Source organism: Streptomyces sp. NPDC005955 (assembly GCF_042871255.1).
Classification (GTDB): Bacteria; Actinomycetota; Actinomycetes; order Streptomycetales; family Streptomycetaceae; genus Streptomyces.
In genome coordinates this window covers 151,338-165,601 of record NZ_JBIAIF010000007.1, presented here as the reverse complement: position 1 = coordinate 165,601, position 14,264 = coordinate 151,338, and the positions used below count along the sequence as shown (strand labels likewise).

General features: G+C 70.7%; 21 protein-coding genes and 1 tRNA gene. 19 read left to right on the top strand and 3 right to left on the bottom strand.

Annotated features, from left to right (window positions below; translation table 11 throughout):
- The first annotated feature begins 60 nt into the window (after positions 1 to 60).
- From ACFYOU_RS19185 to ACFYOU_RS19105, 17 genes are all read left to right on the top strand, one after another.
- Complete coding sequence (locus ACFYOU_RS19185) at positions 61 to 297, top strand: DUF6284 family protein (RefSeq protein WP_391307022.1); 237 nt, start codon at positions 61 to 63, stop codon at positions 295 to 297.
- Positions 294 to 1,202, top strand: coding sequence for a protein spdB (locus tag ACFYOU_RS19180; protein WP_391307020.1), 909 nt, complete (start codon positions 294 to 296; stop codon positions 1,200 to 1,202). The genes ACFYOU_RS19185 and ACFYOU_RS19180 overlap by 4 nt, the downstream gene beginning before the upstream one ends.
- Entirely contained in the window at positions 1,199 to 1,507 is a 309-nt protein-coding gene (locus ACFYOU_RS19175) for a hypothetical protein (RefSeq protein WP_391307018.1), read from the top strand. Before ACFYOU_RS19180 ends, ACFYOU_RS19175 begins: the two co-directional genes overlap by 4 nt.
- Positions 1,507 to 1,869, top strand: a complete 363-nt coding sequence (locus ACFYOU_RS19170; RefSeq protein ID WP_391307016.1) for an RRQRL motif-containing zinc-binding protein — start codon at positions 1,507 to 1,509, stop codon at positions 1,867 to 1,869. Before ACFYOU_RS19175 ends, ACFYOU_RS19170 begins: the two co-directional genes overlap by 1 nt.
- Complete coding sequence (locus ACFYOU_RS19165; RefSeq protein ID WP_391307014.1) at positions 1,853 to 2,035, top strand: hypothetical protein; 183 nt, start codon at positions 1,853 to 1,855, stop codon at positions 2,033 to 2,035. Before ACFYOU_RS19170 ends, ACFYOU_RS19165 begins: the two co-directional genes overlap by 17 nt.
- Positions 2,036 to 2,138: 103 nt before the next feature.
- The gene (locus tag ACFYOU_RS19160; protein ID WP_391307012.1) at positions 2,139 to 2,396 is read left to right on the top strand and encodes a hypothetical protein; all 258 of its coding nucleotides are present in this window, start codon (positions 2,139 to 2,141) and stop codon (positions 2,394 to 2,396) included.
- Positions 2,397 to 2,409: 13 nt separating this feature from the next.
- Positions 2,410 to 2,796: a DUF6251 family protein gene (locus ACFYOU_RS19155; protein ID WP_391307010.1), complete on the top strand. Its 387-nt coding sequence runs from the start codon at positions 2,410 to 2,412 to the stop codon at positions 2,794 to 2,796.
- A gap of 78 nt (positions 2,797 to 2,874) precedes the next feature.
- Complete coding sequence (locus ACFYOU_RS19150; RefSeq protein WP_391307009.1) at positions 2,875 to 3,108, top strand: DUF6257 family protein; 234 nt, start codon at positions 2,875 to 2,877, stop codon at positions 3,106 to 3,108.
- An 88-nt stretch (positions 3,109 to 3,196) separates the two neighbouring features.
- A complete protein-coding gene (locus ACFYOU_RS19145) occupies positions 3,197 to 5,275 on the top strand; it encodes a cell division protein FtsK (RefSeq protein WP_391307007.1) in 2,079 nt (692 codons plus the stop codon).
- 148 nt (positions 5,276 to 5,423) lie between these two features.
- Complete coding sequence (locus ACFYOU_RS19140; protein WP_391307006.1) at positions 5,424 to 5,669, top strand: hypothetical protein; 246 nt, start codon at positions 5,424 to 5,426, stop codon at positions 5,667 to 5,669.
- Between the two features lie 24 nt (positions 5,670 to 5,693).
- Entirely contained in the window at positions 5,694 to 5,882 is a 189-nt protein-coding gene (locus tag ACFYOU_RS19135; RefSeq protein WP_391307005.1) for a hypothetical protein, read from the top strand.
- A complete protein-coding gene (locus ACFYOU_RS19130) occupies positions 5,879 to 6,082 on the top strand; it encodes a hypothetical protein (RefSeq protein WP_391307004.1) in 204 nt (67 codons plus the stop codon). Before ACFYOU_RS19135 ends, ACFYOU_RS19130 begins: the two co-directional genes overlap by 4 nt.
- Complete coding sequence (locus ACFYOU_RS19125) at positions 6,054 to 6,758, top strand: hypothetical protein (protein WP_391307002.1); 705 nt, start codon at positions 6,054 to 6,056, stop codon at positions 6,756 to 6,758. Before ACFYOU_RS19130 ends, ACFYOU_RS19125 begins: the two co-directional genes overlap by 29 nt.
- A 92-nt stretch (positions 6,759 to 6,850) precedes the next feature.
- Complete coding sequence (locus tag ACFYOU_RS19120) at positions 6,851 to 7,756, top strand: bifunctional DNA primase/polymerase (RefSeq protein WP_391307000.1); 906 nt, start codon at positions 6,851 to 6,853, stop codon at positions 7,754 to 7,756.
- Between the two features lie 3 nt (positions 7,757 to 7,759).
- Positions 7,760 to 9,235: an ATP-binding protein gene (locus ACFYOU_RS19115; RefSeq protein ID WP_391306998.1), complete on the top strand. Its 1,476-nt coding sequence runs from the start codon at positions 7,760 to 7,762 to the stop codon at positions 9,233 to 9,235.
- A 444-nt stretch (positions 9,236 to 9,679) separates the two neighbouring features.
- Positions 9,680 to 9,871, top strand: coding sequence for a helix-turn-helix domain-containing protein (locus ACFYOU_RS19110; RefSeq protein ID WP_391306996.1), 192 nt, complete (start codon positions 9,680 to 9,682; stop codon positions 9,869 to 9,871).
- Positions 9,872 to 9,939: 68 nt separating this feature from the next.
- Entirely contained in the window at positions 9,940 to 11,319 is a 1,380-nt protein-coding gene (locus ACFYOU_RS19105; protein ID WP_391306995.1) for a tyrosine-type recombinase/integrase, read from the top strand.
- 154 nt (positions 11,320 to 11,473) lie between these two features.
- Here the strand turns inward: ACFYOU_RS19105 and ACFYOU_RS19100 are convergent.
- Positions 11,474 to 11,555 (bottom strand) — tRNA-Tyr (locus ACFYOU_RS19100).
- A gap of 187 nt (positions 11,556 to 11,742) precedes the next feature.
- On the opposite strand from ACFYOU_RS19100, the gene ACFYOU_RS19095 reads away from it, so the two are divergent.
- Together ACFYOU_RS19095 and ACFYOU_RS19090 are read left to right on the top strand one after the other, a co-directional pair.
- Positions 11,743 to 12,231, top strand: a complete 489-nt coding sequence (locus tag ACFYOU_RS19095; RefSeq protein WP_386999884.1) for a YajQ family cyclic di-GMP-binding protein — start codon at positions 11,743 to 11,745, stop codon at positions 12,229 to 12,231.
- Positions 12,232 to 12,400: 169 nt separating this feature from the next.
- A complete protein-coding gene (locus ACFYOU_RS19090; RefSeq protein ID WP_391306993.1) occupies positions 12,401 to 12,859 on the top strand; it encodes an NUDIX domain-containing protein in 459 nt (152 codons plus the stop codon).
- A gap of 74 nt (positions 12,860 to 12,933) precedes the next feature.
- On the opposite strand, the gene ACFYOU_RS19085 is transcribed toward ACFYOU_RS19090, so the two are convergent.
- Both ACFYOU_RS19085 and htpX read right to left on the bottom strand, forming a co-directional pair.
- On the bottom strand, positions 12,934 to 13,329 hold the full coding sequence (locus ACFYOU_RS19085) for a YccF domain-containing protein (protein WP_389771020.1): 396 nt from the start codon (positions 13,327 to 13,329) through the stop codon (positions 12,934 to 12,936).
- Positions 13,326 to 14,189, bottom strand: coding sequence for a zinc metalloprotease HtpX (gene htpX / locus ACFYOU_RS19080; protein ID WP_385496038.1), 864 nt, complete (start codon positions 14,187 to 14,189; stop codon positions 13,326 to 13,328). Before htpX ends, ACFYOU_RS19085 begins: the two co-directional genes overlap by 4 nt.
- Between the last annotated feature and the right edge of the window lie 75 nt (positions 14,190 to 14,264).

Here is a 14,264-nt window from a genome sequence, read left to right as displayed (position 1 = left end):
CCGGTGTTCCAGCACCGGGGCCGCATTTCGGGCCGTTGCACCTGAGAGGAATCACGACCCATGACCACGGTACTGAAGATCGCCCCCAACGAGGGGCCGACGGATGCCGAGCTGGACGCGATCGACGTCGAACTTCCCCTGATTCGGGCGGAGATCGACTACTTGGACGCGCAGATCACGGTGTTGGACCGGCCCCCGTCCGAGGTGGACGCCCGCCGTCTGCGTCGGACCCGGCGCCGGGTGTTGGACGCCCGCCGGGCCCTGACCAACCGCGGCATCCCGGGGGAGGCGGCATGAAGGGGGTGCGGACGGTGCTGCCCGCCGTCGCGATGACGGCCGTGAGCATGGTGCTCACGTTGGCGGTGGTCGTGATGTGGTTGGGCGCCGCGATGCCGTGGCCGATCGCGTTGGTGGTCGGTTTGGGGTTGGACGGAGGGTGGCTGGCCACCCTCGCCTACGAACGCCGTCTCGCAGCACAAGGCGACCACAGCCGTGTGGTCACGGCTGTGGGGTGGGCCTTCGGTGTCGTCGCAACGGGCGTTCTGGTCGCCCACGCGGTGTCGGCGGGGGAGTCGACGGGTGCGTGGCTGGCTGTGGCGTGGCTGCCGATCGCGGCCAAAGCCTTGTGGGTGGTGCACGGATTGTGGGAGCAGACGGCGCTGACACCGTCCGCGTTGGGGGCGATCCGGGGTATCCAGCAAGAGGCCCGTGACGAAGCGGCCGTCGCTCGTGCTCGGTTGCGGGCGGACGCGGCGACGGAGGAGACGCGGTTGACGGCCGTGACGGAGGCTGGCGCCCGCGTCGCCCGCGTCCAAGCGACCACGGCCGTCACCCTGTCTCGGGCGTGGTCGATGCTGGAAACCGCGCGGGACGGGCAGGACACTGGTAGGGCTCTGACCAGCGTGACGACCCGCGTCACACCCGACGTCACACCCCAGTGGTCTCTTCCGGTCTGGGGGCCCATCGACCCGGTGTCCCCCCTGGCCCTGGACGGCACGTCGACGCTCACGGACGCGGCGTTGGACGCGGTGGTCACGGACATTCGGCACAGCCGATCGCCCGCCCTGTCCTACCGAGAAATGGCCACCCGCTTCCGCGCGGCGGGGCACTCCGCGTCTGAAGTACGGCTGCGGGGCGCGTGGAAGCGCGTCGTCACCGCCACCTCCGCGGACCGTGTTCCGGCGGGGGAGGACGGCTCATGACGCGCTGCCCCGCGGCCCACCCGGGCGATCCGACCCCGTGCCGCGGCCCGGTGGCCGTCGCGGTCCTCGACTCCCGGAACACCCGCATCGAGGGATGCGAGCACCACGCGGCCCGCACCCTGGCCACCCTGAACCAGGCCCGCGTCTACGACCTCCTCCACACCCCCGGCACCGCTTCCGGCGCCGCGGTCCGCGTGTTCAACGCCGCCGACGGGCTGCGCCCCCACTGTTGGGACACCACCTCGCCGCGCCCTTGGGCGGACCAGCGCAGCCGCGCGGAGCTCCGCGCGGCGGGGGGCGGGTGATGGGGGCGCTTCCGGTCTACCCGTGGAGGCTTGCGCCGGCGGGGCTGGCGACGCGGCGGCAACTGCGCGCCCGCGGGCTGCGGCCCGGCGGGCAGGACGTCGTCGCTCAGCTCGAACGGCCCCGCCGTCGTGGGCGGGGGCCGCTGGTGGCCTACCTCTACCGGGTCGACCGGGCGCTGCCGGTGCGTCCGATGACGCCGGGCCGTCGGGCCGCCCTCGCGAAAGCGATGACCGCCCGCTGCACCTGCCCCGCGTGTGGACAGACCGCCGGGTACTGCATCCCTCGGTCCTTGGGGGCCTGCCTGCCCTGCACCGACAACCGCTCTTCGGACAGGGAGGTCCGTGATGGGCAAGTGGCGTGACAAGACCCCGCGCAAGGGCGACGAGATCACCCGCCCCGACCCCGGCCCCATCAACCCCGCCGGCACCACCCCCGGCATGTGGGGCGGAGGCGGACAACGCCCCGGTTGGTCCCCCGCCGGCGCGCACCACGCCTGCCACCGTAGGAACAAGCCCAAGGCCAGCTAACCGCCCTGTCTGACGACAGCCCCGGTCACGCCGTGACGGTGCCGGATCGAATCCGGCCCGGGGCGCTCCCCTGCACCACACACATCACCGAAAGGACACCGGCATGTTCGGAAAGAAGAAGGCCGCCGCCGCTGCTGCTGATTGGGAGCGGCGGGGGAGGGCTGCGGCCGACGAGCGGATGGCGGAGCAGGACCGGGCCGAGGCGAACGCCCGCGCGGAGAAGTGGGGCCGCCTTGCCCGCCTCTCGGCGGCGAAGGGATACGACGCGAGCAAGCAGATCGCGATCGACGCCCGGGCCCAGGCCCTCCAGGACGCCCGGGACGCGGAGATCCGCGCCCTCAACGCCAAGCGCCGCCGCTGACCGGGAGGAAGCAATGGACCACCTGCCCGAACCGGCCCGAGTGGTGCAGCTCCCGGACGGCACCTACACCTACATCCACCCCAACCACCTCCCCACCACGCACCCGCCGGCCGCCACCATGCCGCAGCCGCAAGTGGTCCACGTCCACCAAGCGCCCCCAGACCGCACGGTGCAGCGCATCGCGCTCGGCTCCGGTATCGGCGCCGGGACGGTGGCCGCGGGGGTGTACTTCGGTCCGCTGCTCGTTGGCGCTCTGACCGCCATCGCCGCGAACCTCGCGATCCTGGCGTTCCTCGCCGTGGCCCTCGCGTGGGGTGTCGTGACCGTCGTCCGGTCTATCGGTGGCCCCGAGGGCACCACCGCCGCGAAGAACCTCGGCACCTTGCGGCGCAAGGGCTGACGGTTGCCCGATCCGCCCGCACGAGCCGTGCGGGCGGTGAGGGGAGCCGGGACAGCCCCGGCCCAGAAGGGCCCGAACATGCCGCACCGCAACCCGTCCTCGACCCAGCGGCCCGACGTGAAGCTGACCGCGGGAGAGAAGGCCACCCTGGCGTGGCTGGTCGCCCGGATGGCCAAGCGGGGCCTCGCGGACCCCGACAAGCAGGGCACCGGAACGGTCGACCTCTCCGACCTCCAGCGCAAGGCCGACCGCATCTACGAACGCGCCGCCCGCCGCCAGGACACCAACCGCGGGGCCGCGAAGAGGAAGTAGCCACGCCCCGGGGACGGCGATGCCTTGGCCGGACGGCCGTCCCCGGGGGTCTGCCCTCCCACTCTTCCGAGCAGCAGGAGCATCCAGCATGACAAACACGCCCACGGCGGCGCACCTGCGTCCCGTGCCCGACATAGACCATGACGATGGGACGTCCGCCGCGCCGGTCGCGGTGGACAACCCGCTCCTGCTCAACCCGGGCGTCACGGTGGAGAAACGTAAGCCGGTGCTGGCCGGGTGGCTGACGAACCGCCGGGACTTCCTGGCGACCGCCCGCCACACGGGCGCGAACCTCGGCTACGCCGCCCTCTACCACGGTGTCCGTGCCCCGGTATATGCCGGTCGGCTCGCGCTGATGGCACCGAGGGGAGCGTGCCGGTTCGTCGCGTCGACCAACCGGTGGGTGTGGGACCGTGAGGCCGCGCCCCTGCGTGACCACGCGGTGCGGGCCGAGGACGTCGAGGAGTACATGCGCCTGGCGAGGCTTCGGGCCGGTCGTATCCGGCTGCGCGGTCTGGTCACCCTCGTCGCCGCCGTGTTCGGCACCGGGTTCGCCCTGTGGCTGTACGTCGTCGCCCCCGCGTTCCTGTACGCGTTCGCGGCGGGCGGGGTCCTGCTGCTCGGCGCGGCCGGGCAGCAGCCCGACGCCCCGGTCGTCGGCCCGGCGGTGCTGAAAACCGAGGTGCAAAAGCTCACCGGCTCGATCGTGCTGCGCGGGCTGGACTCGATCGGGAACGCGAAGGTGTCCGCCGCCATCAAGAAGGGCGGCGACATGAACGGTCTGCGGTTCACCAGCGAGATCGTGCGGGACGGCCCCGGCTACCGGGCCGACCTCGACCTGCCCTACGGCGTCACCCCGGACGACATCATGGACGCCCGCAAGCCCCTGGCCTCCGGTCTTCGCCGCAAGGTCGGCTGCGTCTGGCCCTCGCCCGACCCCGCCGAGCACGACGGACGGCTGGTCCTGTGGGTCGGGGACAAGCCGATGAACGAGACCACCAAACCCGCGTGGCCGCTGCTGAAGACCGGGACGGTGGACCTGTTCAAGCCGGTCGTGTTCGGCAACGACCAGCGCATGCGCGACGTCGCCGTCACGCTGATGTTCGCGGCCGTCGTCGTCGGCTCCATCCCCCGCATGGGCAAGACCTTCCTCATGCGGCTGCTCCTCCTGATCGCCGCCCTCGACCCCCGCGCCGAGGTCCACGCGTTCGACTTCAAGGGCACCGGCGACTTCGGCGCCCTGGAACCCGTCTGCCACCGCTACCGCGCCGGGGAAGAGGACGACGACATCGCCTACGTCGTCCAGTCGCTGCGCGAACTGAAGGAAGAGCTGCGGCGGCGGGCGAAGGTCATCAAGTCTCTGCCGCGCTCGCGCTGCCCGGAATCGAAGGTCACCCCCGCCCTCGCCGACGACAAGTCCCTCGGGCTGCACCCGATTGTGGTCGGGTTCGATGAGTGCCAGGTGCCGTTCGAGCACCCCGAGCACGGCGCGGAGATCGAGGCGATCTGCACCGACCTGGTCAAGCGGGGCCCCGCGCTCGGCATCGTGACCCTGTTCGGCACCCAGCGCCCCGACGCGAAGTCCCTGCCCACCGGGATCAGTGCAAATGCGGTCCTGCGGTTCTGCCTGAAGGTCATGGGCCAGCCCGCCAACGACATGGTGCTGGGCACCTCGATGTACAAGTCGGGATACCGGGCCACCATGTTCTCCCGCTCCGACCGGGGAATCTGCTGGATGGCCGGTGAAGGCGACGACCCGCGCATCGTCGCCTCCGCGTTCGTGGACGCGGTCGCCGCCGAACAGGTCGTGGCCCGCGCCCGCCAGGCCCGCGAGGAGTACGGCAACGTCACCGGCCACGCCATCGGCAAGGGCCCCGACAAGGCCGCCAGCACCGACGTCCTCGCGGACGTGCTCGACGTCATGGCCGAGGGCGAGAAGGCCGTGTGGTGCGAGCGCATCGCCACCCGCTTGGCCTCGCTGCGGCCCGACACCTACGCCGGGTGGAAGGGCGAGAACGTCACCGCCACCCTCAAGCCCTACGGCATCAAGCCCGGCCAGGTCTGGAGCACCACCGACGACGGCAAGGGCGCCAACCGGCGCGGCATCGAACGCACCGACATCACCGCCGCCATCACACGCCGTAACGCCGACCGGGCCGCCGCCTGACCCAGCACACCCGCTAGACCTAGCGGCTGGGGCCGCTAGGTCTAGCAGCCGCACTAGCGCCCTACACGGCTTCTGACCAGCCACCTAGCGTCTAGCGGCCCACCTGCGGAAACCCCCGCAACCAGCCCTGGAAAGGGGAAGGCACCCCATGCTCACCGCTAGTGCCCTCATCGCACTCACCACCCTCGCCGGTTACGCACTGTTATGCGTGGTCGCGCCGTTCGGGACCTGCCGCACATGCCGGGGCTTCGGCCACAAGGTCGTCACCGACCGCAAGGGACGCCCCAAGCGCGACAAGCCCTGCCGCCGCTGCAAGGGCCACGGCAAACGCCTCCGCCTCGGCCGACGCCTCACCAACCACAGCCGCGCCGTCCACACCGCCGGGACCCGCTGAACCACCCACCGAAGGAGACACCACATGGCCGTCACCATCTCCCTCGTCGCCCTCTTCGGACTCGTCCTCTTCTTCCTCCTCAAGGGCGGCTCCCTCACCCCCACCGCCGCCTTCACCGCCACCGGCTTCGGATTCTTCCTCGCCTCCACCGGCGCCGCCGACCCCATCATCCACCTCACCACCACCCTCATCAACACCATCCCCGCGCTGTGACCAACCAGAAGAAGAACCCCGGAACCTGCACCCGCGACGACTGCGACAGCGGCATCGTCCCCAACCCGACCTGGCCGGGCGAACTGACCCTGTGCCCGGAGTGCAACCCGTGCCACGACGACGCACCGCCCTACGACGACTCCCCCCTGCCCGCAGCACTGAGAGGAACCCATGATCCGTACCGGATACGCCACCCGTGAGGGCACCGCCCTCGACAACGCGGACTCGGCCAGTGTGTACGTCCTCTCGGATGGCACTGTCGGGGCCGCCGTCATTGACGGTATCGGCCACGGCCCGCACACATCCCGCACCGCCCCGCTCCTCGCGGAAACCGCCGCCCGCTACAGCGCCCACCGGGGCCCGCTCCCCGGCCTCCTCGCCGCCGCGCTCCTCGTTGCCGACGAGGGGCCCGACGGCGAGGAGGCGGACGCGGTCGCCGTCGCCGCCCGCGTGGACGCCACCGGCAGCCACGTCGCGTGGGTGGGCGACTGCCGCGCCTACGGCTGGAACGGCCAGACCCTCACCCTGCACACCACCGACCACACCATGGGCGAATGGGTCCGGACCCGCCTCGACGGCCCGCCCATCGAGATCTCCCGCCCGTACGACTCGTGGGTTCGGCTGTCCCTGTCCACCGCGACCGTCGCCACCACCCACGAGACCGACATCCCCGACCCGGTGCTCATCCTCGTCTCCGACGGCGTCCACGACCAGGTCCCCGCCGACACCCTCACCGCCCTGGCCCGCGCACACGCCGACGACCCGCAGACCCTCGCCACCGCACTCGTCACCGCAGCCACCACCGACCACACCGGCTACCGCGACGACGCCACCGCCATCGTCCTCACCCTCCCGGCCCACCAGCACCACGCCTGACCACTTCGTCCAACGCCGAGGGCGGCCCCCGTCTCGCCAAAGTCCGGGGCCGCCCTCATCCAGCACAAGCCAATGAACTGGAGGACTCCAGCATGACTCAACCGACCCCCCGTCCGCGACCCCCCGTCCGGGTTCCCCGCCTCTTGACCATCGCGCTCGACCTGGCGGGTCGCAGGGTGCCTGTGCTGCCGTTGCGGGCTGGGAAGCTCCCCGTCGGTAACTGCGTCGACTGCGGGGCCCTCGCGTGCGGCGGGCGCCCGAACATGCTGACCCCGGGCCCCTGCGGGTGCCTGCGGCCGTGCCACGGCTGGGCCGCCGCCACCACCAACCCCACCGTCCTCGCCTCGCCCGCCTGGGCGTCCGCGTGGCAGTCCGCCGCCGGAGTCGCCTACCACCCCGGCGGGGCCGGACTCACCGTCGTCGACCTCGACGACGACGAGGCGATCGCCTGGGCCCGTCGGGCGCTCCCGCCCACCCGGACCGTGCCCACTACCCGGGGCGAGCACTGGATCTACCGGGGCGCGATGCCGTCCTCGAACGGTGTCCGGCCCGGTGTCGACGTGAAGAGCCTGATGGCCTACGCCCGGTGGCTCGGCACCGGCACCGGCACCGTGGCGCCCCTGCCGAACACGGTCCGGGCCTTGCTGGACCGCGCCGAGACCGCCCGCGCCCGTACCGCCGGGGTATCTCCTGTTGCGGTCCGGCCGTCCGTGGTGGTGCCATCCGGGCGGGCCGGGGGCTCGGGGTGCCGTCACCTCAGCCCCGTCTACCTGGAACGGGGTATCGCCATGGCGGAGCGGCGGATCACCGACGCCCCCGGTGCGGTCCACCACACCGTGTACAGGGTGTTCCTCGCCGTGCTGTCGACCCATGGCCGGTGCGGCTGCCTCACCACCGCGCACGTGGAGCGGCTGTTCGCCGCCGCGCACGCCAAGGGCGAGTCGCCCCGGCACTGTGCGGTCGCTTGGGCCAACGCCCGCACCGCGCTGGGGATGTAGCCGATGTCTGAGGACGAGAAGACACCGGCCCGCGAGATCATCACCGACTACGCGCAGGCTCACTTCCGGTACTTCCGCACCGTCGACGGCACCGTCTACGCCCAGCGCAACGGCCATCCCGTCGCCCGCCCGATCCGTTCCCAGGGCACCACCGGCAGCCACCGCCAGGAACTCATGGTCGGCCTGTTCCGCGACGGCATGGGCGTCTTCAACGGCACGGCCTTGAAGGAGGCACTCGACTTGATCGAAGCACTCGCGCTCACCGAGGACGTCCAGCCCGTGCACATCCGCGTCGCCCCCGGGTTCGACGGGGCGACCTGGCTCGACCTCGGGCGGGACGACGGCCAGTCCGTCCGTATCCACCCCACCGGGTGGGACATCCTCACCCCCGACCCGCGCGAGGTGTGCTGGCGCCGCACCCAACTCACAGGGGAACTCCCCCTGCCGGTCAAGGACACCGACGGCAAGGGCATCGACGCTCTGCTGCGGTTGTGCAACTTCGCCACCGCCGGGGCCGAGACCCTGGCCCTCGCGTGGCTGATCGGCTGCCTCGGCCCCGACGTCCCCGTACCCGCCCCCTTCCTCACCGGCCCGCAAGGCGCTGGGAAGTCGACCGCCGGGCGGATGCTGGTGCGGATCATCGAGGGCATGAGCGGTGACCTGCGACGCGCGCCGAAGGACGAGGAGAACCTGATCACGGCCGTCGCCGCCGGATGGGTCACCGCCCTCGACAACTTGAGTCACCTGGGCCCGGATCTGTCCGACTTGATGTGCTGCGTCGTGACGGGGGCGGAGAACATCAAGCGGGCGTTGTTCACCGACGGCGACGTCGTCCGCTCCCGCTACCGGCGCCCCCTGCTGCTGACCGGGATCGACGTCGGCGTCATCCGCCCCGACCTCGCCGAGCGCCTCCTCCCGCTCCGGCTGGAGCGTCCGAAGGTCCGGCGGACGGAAGCGGAGCTGTGGGCCGAGTTCGCTGAGGTGCTGCCCGTGATCCTCGGGAGCGTCCTCGATCTGGCCGTCACCGTCCGCGCCACCCGGGCCGACATTCCCACCGACCTGCGCATGGCGGACTTCGCCCACCTGTGCGCGCAGCTCGACACGGCCACCAGCCTCGGAGCTTTGGACGCGTACCGGGCAAGCCTCGACGACCTCAACGACGACGTCATCGAAGGCGACCTGTTGGCACAGACCGTCCTCAAGCACGCCGCCACCCTCGAACCGGGCGCGGCGACGCGGATGACGTCCGCCGAGTGGCTCCACGCCCTCACCCTGCTCTACACCGGCGACGGCGACTTCCGCCCCCTGCCCAAGGGCTGGCCCACCACCGGCAAAGTCCTCTCCGACCGCCTCAAGAGGTTGCAGCCCGTACTCGCCGCCCGCGGTGTCCAGATCGAATGGGGCCGCACCAAGGCCGCCCGGTCCATCGAAATGACCCGCCCCCACCACCCGGCCGACGAGCAGCCCTCCCTGCTCTGACCGCAGGGTGCGCGGGACAAGCAAGAGGAGCACCACACGGCACGCCCCGGGTGCTCCTCTTGCTGTTCGGCGGCTCGCCGCCGCGCTCAGGACGCGCCGCGAAGCGGCTCCTTCTTCAATCCCTGAGGGCCACACCACAACAGACACTCACCCTCTCTTTTCCTAAGAAGAGAGACGCTGCGTCACCTGCGTCACCGACGGCCCCAAAACCCCCGACGACCTGCGGGAACGAGGGTGACGCAGAGCCCCGAATCCTGCGTCACCCCGCGTCACCTGCGTCACCCCGGGGCGGACGCCTGCGTCACCGGGTGACGCAGGCGGTAGACCTCTGCGTCACCAAAAGCAGCAGGTCAGACGCCTAGATGACGCAGATGACGCGGTGACGCAGAAATCCCCACCTCGGACAACACCAGCCACCCGACAGCGCCCCGAAGGAACCTCGCTGTGGCCCAGCCCAAGATGCTCAAGCTCCCCGAAGTCCTCGAAGAGATCGACATGAGCCGCGCCGCCTTCTACCGCATGCGCGCCCGCGGCAAAGCGCCCAAGCTCATCAAGCTCCCGAACGGCCACCTCCGCGTCCGCCGCGCCGACCTCGACGCGTGGTGGGAAGCCAACGAAGTCACTCAGGCAGCCTGACCAAACCGTCACCATGCTGGGGCCCGTGAACGACGCGTTCACGGGCCCCAGCGGCATGAGGAGAACCGTTGCCGCTCACGTACGACGTCCGGGTGTACTCGATCGAGACCCGCAACGACCGGCCGAAGCCCTACCGCCTGCACTGGCGGGTCGGAGGCCAGAAGCACTCCAAGAGCTACACCCTGTATGCCCAGGCCGATGGGCGCCGATCCGAGCTGATGACCGCTGCCCGGAAGGGCGAACAGTTCGACAGCGACACCGGCTTGCCCGTCTCCGAGTTGCGCGCACAACGCAGCTCCGTCACCTGGTACGAGCACACCCGCACGTACATCGACCGGAAGTGGGCCGCCGCCCCCGCGAAGTCCCGCAAGAACTATGCCGACGCCCTGGCCACCATCACACCGGCGCTGCTCAAGTCAGCCAAGGGGCGACCTGCACCGTCGGTCTTGAGGGCGGCGCTCTACGGCTGGGCGTACAACAAGAACCGGTGGGACCTGACTCCCCCGGACGAGATCGCGGCGGCGCTCGCCTGGGTGGAGAAGCACTCCCTGCCCATCTCGGACCTGGAAGAGGCCAAGACGGTGCGGGCCGCGTTGGACGCACTGGGCCTCAAGCTCGACGGGACAGTGGCCGCACCCCGCACGGCCCGACGCAAGCGGGCTTGCCTCAGCGAGGTACTGGGGCTGGCCGTGGAGGAGAAGTACTTCAGCGTGCCGGTGAACCCCATCACCACGGTGAAGTGGACGCCTCCGCAGTCGGTCGAAGAGGTGGACCCCGACAGCGTCGCGAACCCCCGGCAGGTACGGATGCTCCTCCGCGGGGTTCGCGAACAGGGGAAGCGGGGCGCCCACCTGGAAGCGTTCTTCGGGTGCCTCTACTACGCGGCGATGCGGCCCGCGGAGGCCACGGCGCTCACCCTCGCCCAGTGCCACCTGCCTGAAACGGGCTGGGGGACGCTCACCCTCAGGAAGGGTTCGGTGCGTGCCGGGCGGGGGTGGACCAACGACGGTTCCGCGCACGAGACGCGGCATCTGAAGGCCCGGGCCGAGAAGGACTCGCGGCCGGTCCCGATCCCACCGCACTTCGTGAGGCAGCTCCGCCAGCACGTCGCGCAGCATGGCACGGCACCCGACGGACGGCTCTTCCGAACGGGCCGCGGCGGTCTACTCCAGGAGACCGGGTACGGCGAGGTCTGGGCGGCGGCCCGGCGGACGGCGCTCACGGAGCCCGAAGCAGCGTCGCTCCTCGCCCGCCGCCCCTATGACCTTCGTCATGCGGGGGTCTCGTTCTGGCTGAGTTCCGGCGTTGACCCGATGGAGTGCGCTCGCCGCGCCGGGCACTCGGTGGCGGTCCTGCTCCGCGTGTACGCCAAGGTTCTGGCCCGGACCCAGGACCGGGCCAACCGGCAGATCGAAGCGGCCATGCGGGACTGGAACGAGCCCGAGTAGTTGGGGAACACCTGGGGAACACGCACTGATCACCGATGGGATCCGGGCGGTACTCGGTGAGACACGGCAAGGTTCCCGTCGTCCCCTCCCCCGGACACGAAAGAACCCCCTGACCTGCTGTATCAGCGTGGTCAGGGGGTTCCTTACCCAAGTGTGGCGGCGCCAGGATTCGAACCTGGGAAGGCTGAGCCGGCAGATTTACAGTCTGCTCCCTTTGGCCGCTCGGGCACACCGCCTGGGTTGCTGCTGGAGATCAGCTTGACCGCTGGGCTCTCCGGCAACGACGTAAACGATACCCGATGTGCGGGGGTGCTCCGCCACTCGATTGAGCGGCACGCGGCGCGGGGCGGTGGCTAGGCTTTGCGGATGCGGTCAGGGATTCGTGGCCGCTCCCACGCAACCCGATCCAAGGAGCCACAGCACATGGCCGACTCCAGTTTCGACATCGTCTCGAAGGTCGAGCGGCAGGAGGTCGACAACGCCCTCAACCAGGCGGCGAAGGAGATCTCCCAGCGCTACGACTTCCGTAACGTCGGCGCGTCGATCGCCTGGTCCGGCGAGAAGATCCTGATGCAGGCCAACTCCGAGGAGCGCGTGAACGCGATCCTCGACGTCTTCCAGACCAAGCTGGTCAAGCGCGGCATCTCGCTGAAGGCGCTCGACACCGGCGAGCCGCAGCTCTCCGGCAAGGAGTACAAGCTCTTCGGCTCCATCGAGGAGGGGATCTCCCAGGAGAACGCGAAGAAGGTCGCGAAGATCATCCGGGACGAGGGCCCCAAGGGCATCAAGGCCCAGGTGCAGGGCGACGAGCTGCGGGTCAGCTCCAAGAGCCGGGACGACCTCCAGGCCGTCATCGCCCTGCTGAAGGGCCAGGAGTTCGACTTCGCGCTCCAGTTCGTGAACTACCGGTGAGCGGGGTCCTCGACCTGCACGACGCTCCCGGGTGAGCCCTGCGGGGCCGGTGGGGCACGACGGGGGCGCGTCGCCGAGCACCGTCTCGGGCGGCGCGCCCCCGGTCGGCGTGAGCGCCGGTCGTGGCCGGGCCGTGCCCGGTGGCCGACGCCCTGGAAGGAGGCACGACGTGAAGCGACTGATCGCCCGGCTGTGGCGCGGCCTCCGTGGCCCGGTGCAGTGGCGGGTGATGTGGATCGTGCAGGCGAAGTTCATGGCCGGGGTGACCGGTGTCGTGCGCGATGACGCGGGGCGCGTCCTGCTGCTGCGCCACCGCATGTGGCCCGAGGGGCGGCAGTGGGGTCTGCCCACGGGCTACGCGCTCAAGGGCGAGGAGTTCAGCGCCACCGTCGTGCGGGAGGTGCGCGAGGAGACCGGGCTGGACGTCCGCACCGGCCGGCTGGTCCGGCTCAAGAGCGGTTACCGGCTCCGGATCGAAGTGGCGTACGAGGCCACCCTGATCGGCGGCGACCTCACGATCGACCCGTTCGAGATCCTGGAGGCGCGGTGGTTCTCCCCGGACGCACTGCCTCAGGGCCTACAGGAGTCGCACCGGCCCCTGATCCTGGGGCGGTCGACCCCCGACTGACCGGGGCCCGGCCCGCCGGCGTCGCGTGAGCGCGGGTACGGCGCGCGCGGCGGGTTCCACCGCGCGGGCCGTCGTCACCAGCGGCCGACGAAGGGCTGGTCGGTGTCGACGATCTCCTTGCCGAGCGGCATCAGGGACACCGGTATCAGCTTGAAGTTGGCGATGCCCAGGGGGATCCCGATGATCGTGAGGCACTGGGCGATGCCCGTGACGATGTGCGTCAGGGCCAGCCACCAGCCCGCGAGGACGAGCCACAGGACGTTGCCCACGCAGGACGGGGCGCCCGCGTCCGGACGTTCCACCACGCGGTGGCCGAAGGGCCACAGGGCGTAGACGCCGATGCGGAGCGCGGCGACCGCGAAGGGGATGCCGATGATGGTGATGAAGAGGAGGCACGCCGCCAGCAGATAGCCGAGGAACAGCCAGAATCCGCTGAAGACCAGCCAAATGATGTTCAGGATTGTTTTCACTGGTGTCGACCTGCCATCTGTTCGAGACGGGCGATGCGCTCTGCCATCGGCGGGTGCGTGGAAAACATCTTGGAGAGGCCCTGGCCCGGGCGGAACGGGTTGGCGATCATCATGTGGCTCGCCGTCTCGATGCGCGGCTCGGGCGGCAGCGGCAGCTGCTTGGTGCCGGCGTCCAGCTTGCGCAGGGCGCTCGCGAGGGCCAGCGGGTCACCGGTCAGCTGGGCCCCGGACGCGTCCGCTTCGTACTCCCGGGAGCGGCTGATGGCGAGTTTGATCACGGACGCGGCCAGCGGTCCCAGGATCATGATCAGCAGCCAGCCGAGGATGCCGGGGCCCTCGTCGTTGTCGGAGCGGCCGATCGGGATCAGCCAGGCGAAGTTGACCAGGAACATGATCACCGAAGCGAGTGCGCCGGCGACCGACGAGATGAGGATGTCCCGGTTGTAGACGTGGCTCAGCTCGTGGCCGATCACCCCGCGCAGCTCGCGTTCGTCGAGGATGCGCAGGATGCCTTCGGTGCAGCACACGGCGGCGTTGCGCGGGTTGCGGCCGGTCGCGAAGGCGTTGGGGGCCTCGGTGGGAGAGATGTAGAGCCGGGGCATGGGCTGACGGGCCTGCGTGGACAGCTCACGGACCATGCGGTAGAGCGCGGGGGCCTCGAACTCGCTGACCGGGCGGGCCCGCATCGCGCGCAGGGCCAGCTTGTCGCTGTTCCAGTACGCGTAGGCGTTGGTGCCCAGGGCGACGAACAGGGCGATGATCAGCCCCGTACGTCCGAAGAGGCTGCCGATGACGATGATGAGTGCCGACAGTCCTCCGAGGAGAACGGCGGTCTTCAGCCCGTTGTGCCGGCGGTGCACAGTAAGCCCTCCTGGTGTTACGGCAGGGGAACCCTCTGCTCCTTGGTGCTCTGTCGCGGTGGTGCGGTCGTGCGG

Excerpts from the sequence above, each read along its gene's own strand:
- ACFYOU_RS19185 (WP_391307022.1), top strand. The coding sequence starts at position 61 with ATGACCACGGTACTGAAGATCGCCCCCAACGAGGGGCCGACGGATGCC.
- ACFYOU_RS19180 (WP_391307020.1), top strand. The coding sequence starts at position 294 with ATGAAGGGGGTGCGGACGGTGCTGCCCGCCGTCGCGATGACGGCCGTG.
- ACFYOU_RS19175 (WP_391307018.1), top strand. The coding sequence starts at position 1,199 with ATGACGCGCTGCCCCGCGGCCCACCCGGGCGATCCGACCCCGTGCCGC.
- ACFYOU_RS19170 (WP_391307016.1), top strand. The coding sequence starts at position 1,507 with ATGGGGGCGCTTCCGGTCTACCCGTGGAGGCTTGCGCCGGCGGGGCTG.
- ACFYOU_RS19165 (WP_391307014.1), top strand. The coding sequence starts at position 1,853 with ATGGGCAAGTGGCGTGACAAGACCCCGCGCAAGGGCGACGAGATCACC.
- ACFYOU_RS19160 (WP_391307012.1), top strand. The coding sequence starts at position 2,139 with ATGTTCGGAAAGAAGAAGGCCGCCGCCGCTGCTGCTGATTGGGAGCGG.
- ACFYOU_RS19155 (WP_391307010.1), top strand. The coding sequence starts at position 2,410 with ATGGACCACCTGCCCGAACCGGCCCGAGTGGTGCAGCTCCCGGACGGC.
- ACFYOU_RS19150 (WP_391307009.1), top strand. The coding sequence starts at position 2,875 with ATGCCGCACCGCAACCCGTCCTCGACCCAGCGGCCCGACGTGAAGCTG.
- ACFYOU_RS19145 (WP_391307007.1), top strand. The coding sequence starts at position 3,197 with ATGACAAACACGCCCACGGCGGCGCACCTGCGTCCCGTGCCCGACATA.
- ACFYOU_RS19140 (WP_391307006.1), top strand. The coding sequence starts at position 5,424 with ATGCTCACCGCTAGTGCCCTCATCGCACTCACCACCCTCGCCGGTTAC.
- ACFYOU_RS19135 (WP_391307005.1), top strand. The coding sequence starts at position 5,694 with ATGGCCGTCACCATCTCCCTCGTCGCCCTCTTCGGACTCGTCCTCTTC.
- ACFYOU_RS19125 (WP_391307002.1), top strand. The coding sequence starts at position 6,054 with ATGATCCGTACCGGATACGCCACCCGTGAGGGCACCGCCCTCGACAAC.
- ACFYOU_RS19120 (WP_391307000.1), top strand. The coding sequence starts at position 6,851 with ATGACTCAACCGACCCCCCGTCCGCGACCCCCCGTCCGGGTTCCCCGC.
- ACFYOU_RS19115 (WP_391306998.1), top strand. The coding sequence starts at position 7,760 with ATGTCTGAGGACGAGAAGACACCGGCCCGCGAGATCATCACCGACTAC.
- ACFYOU_RS19095 (WP_386999884.1), top strand. The coding sequence starts at position 11,743 with ATGGCCGACTCCAGTTTCGACATCGTCTCGAAGGTCGAGCGGCAGGAG.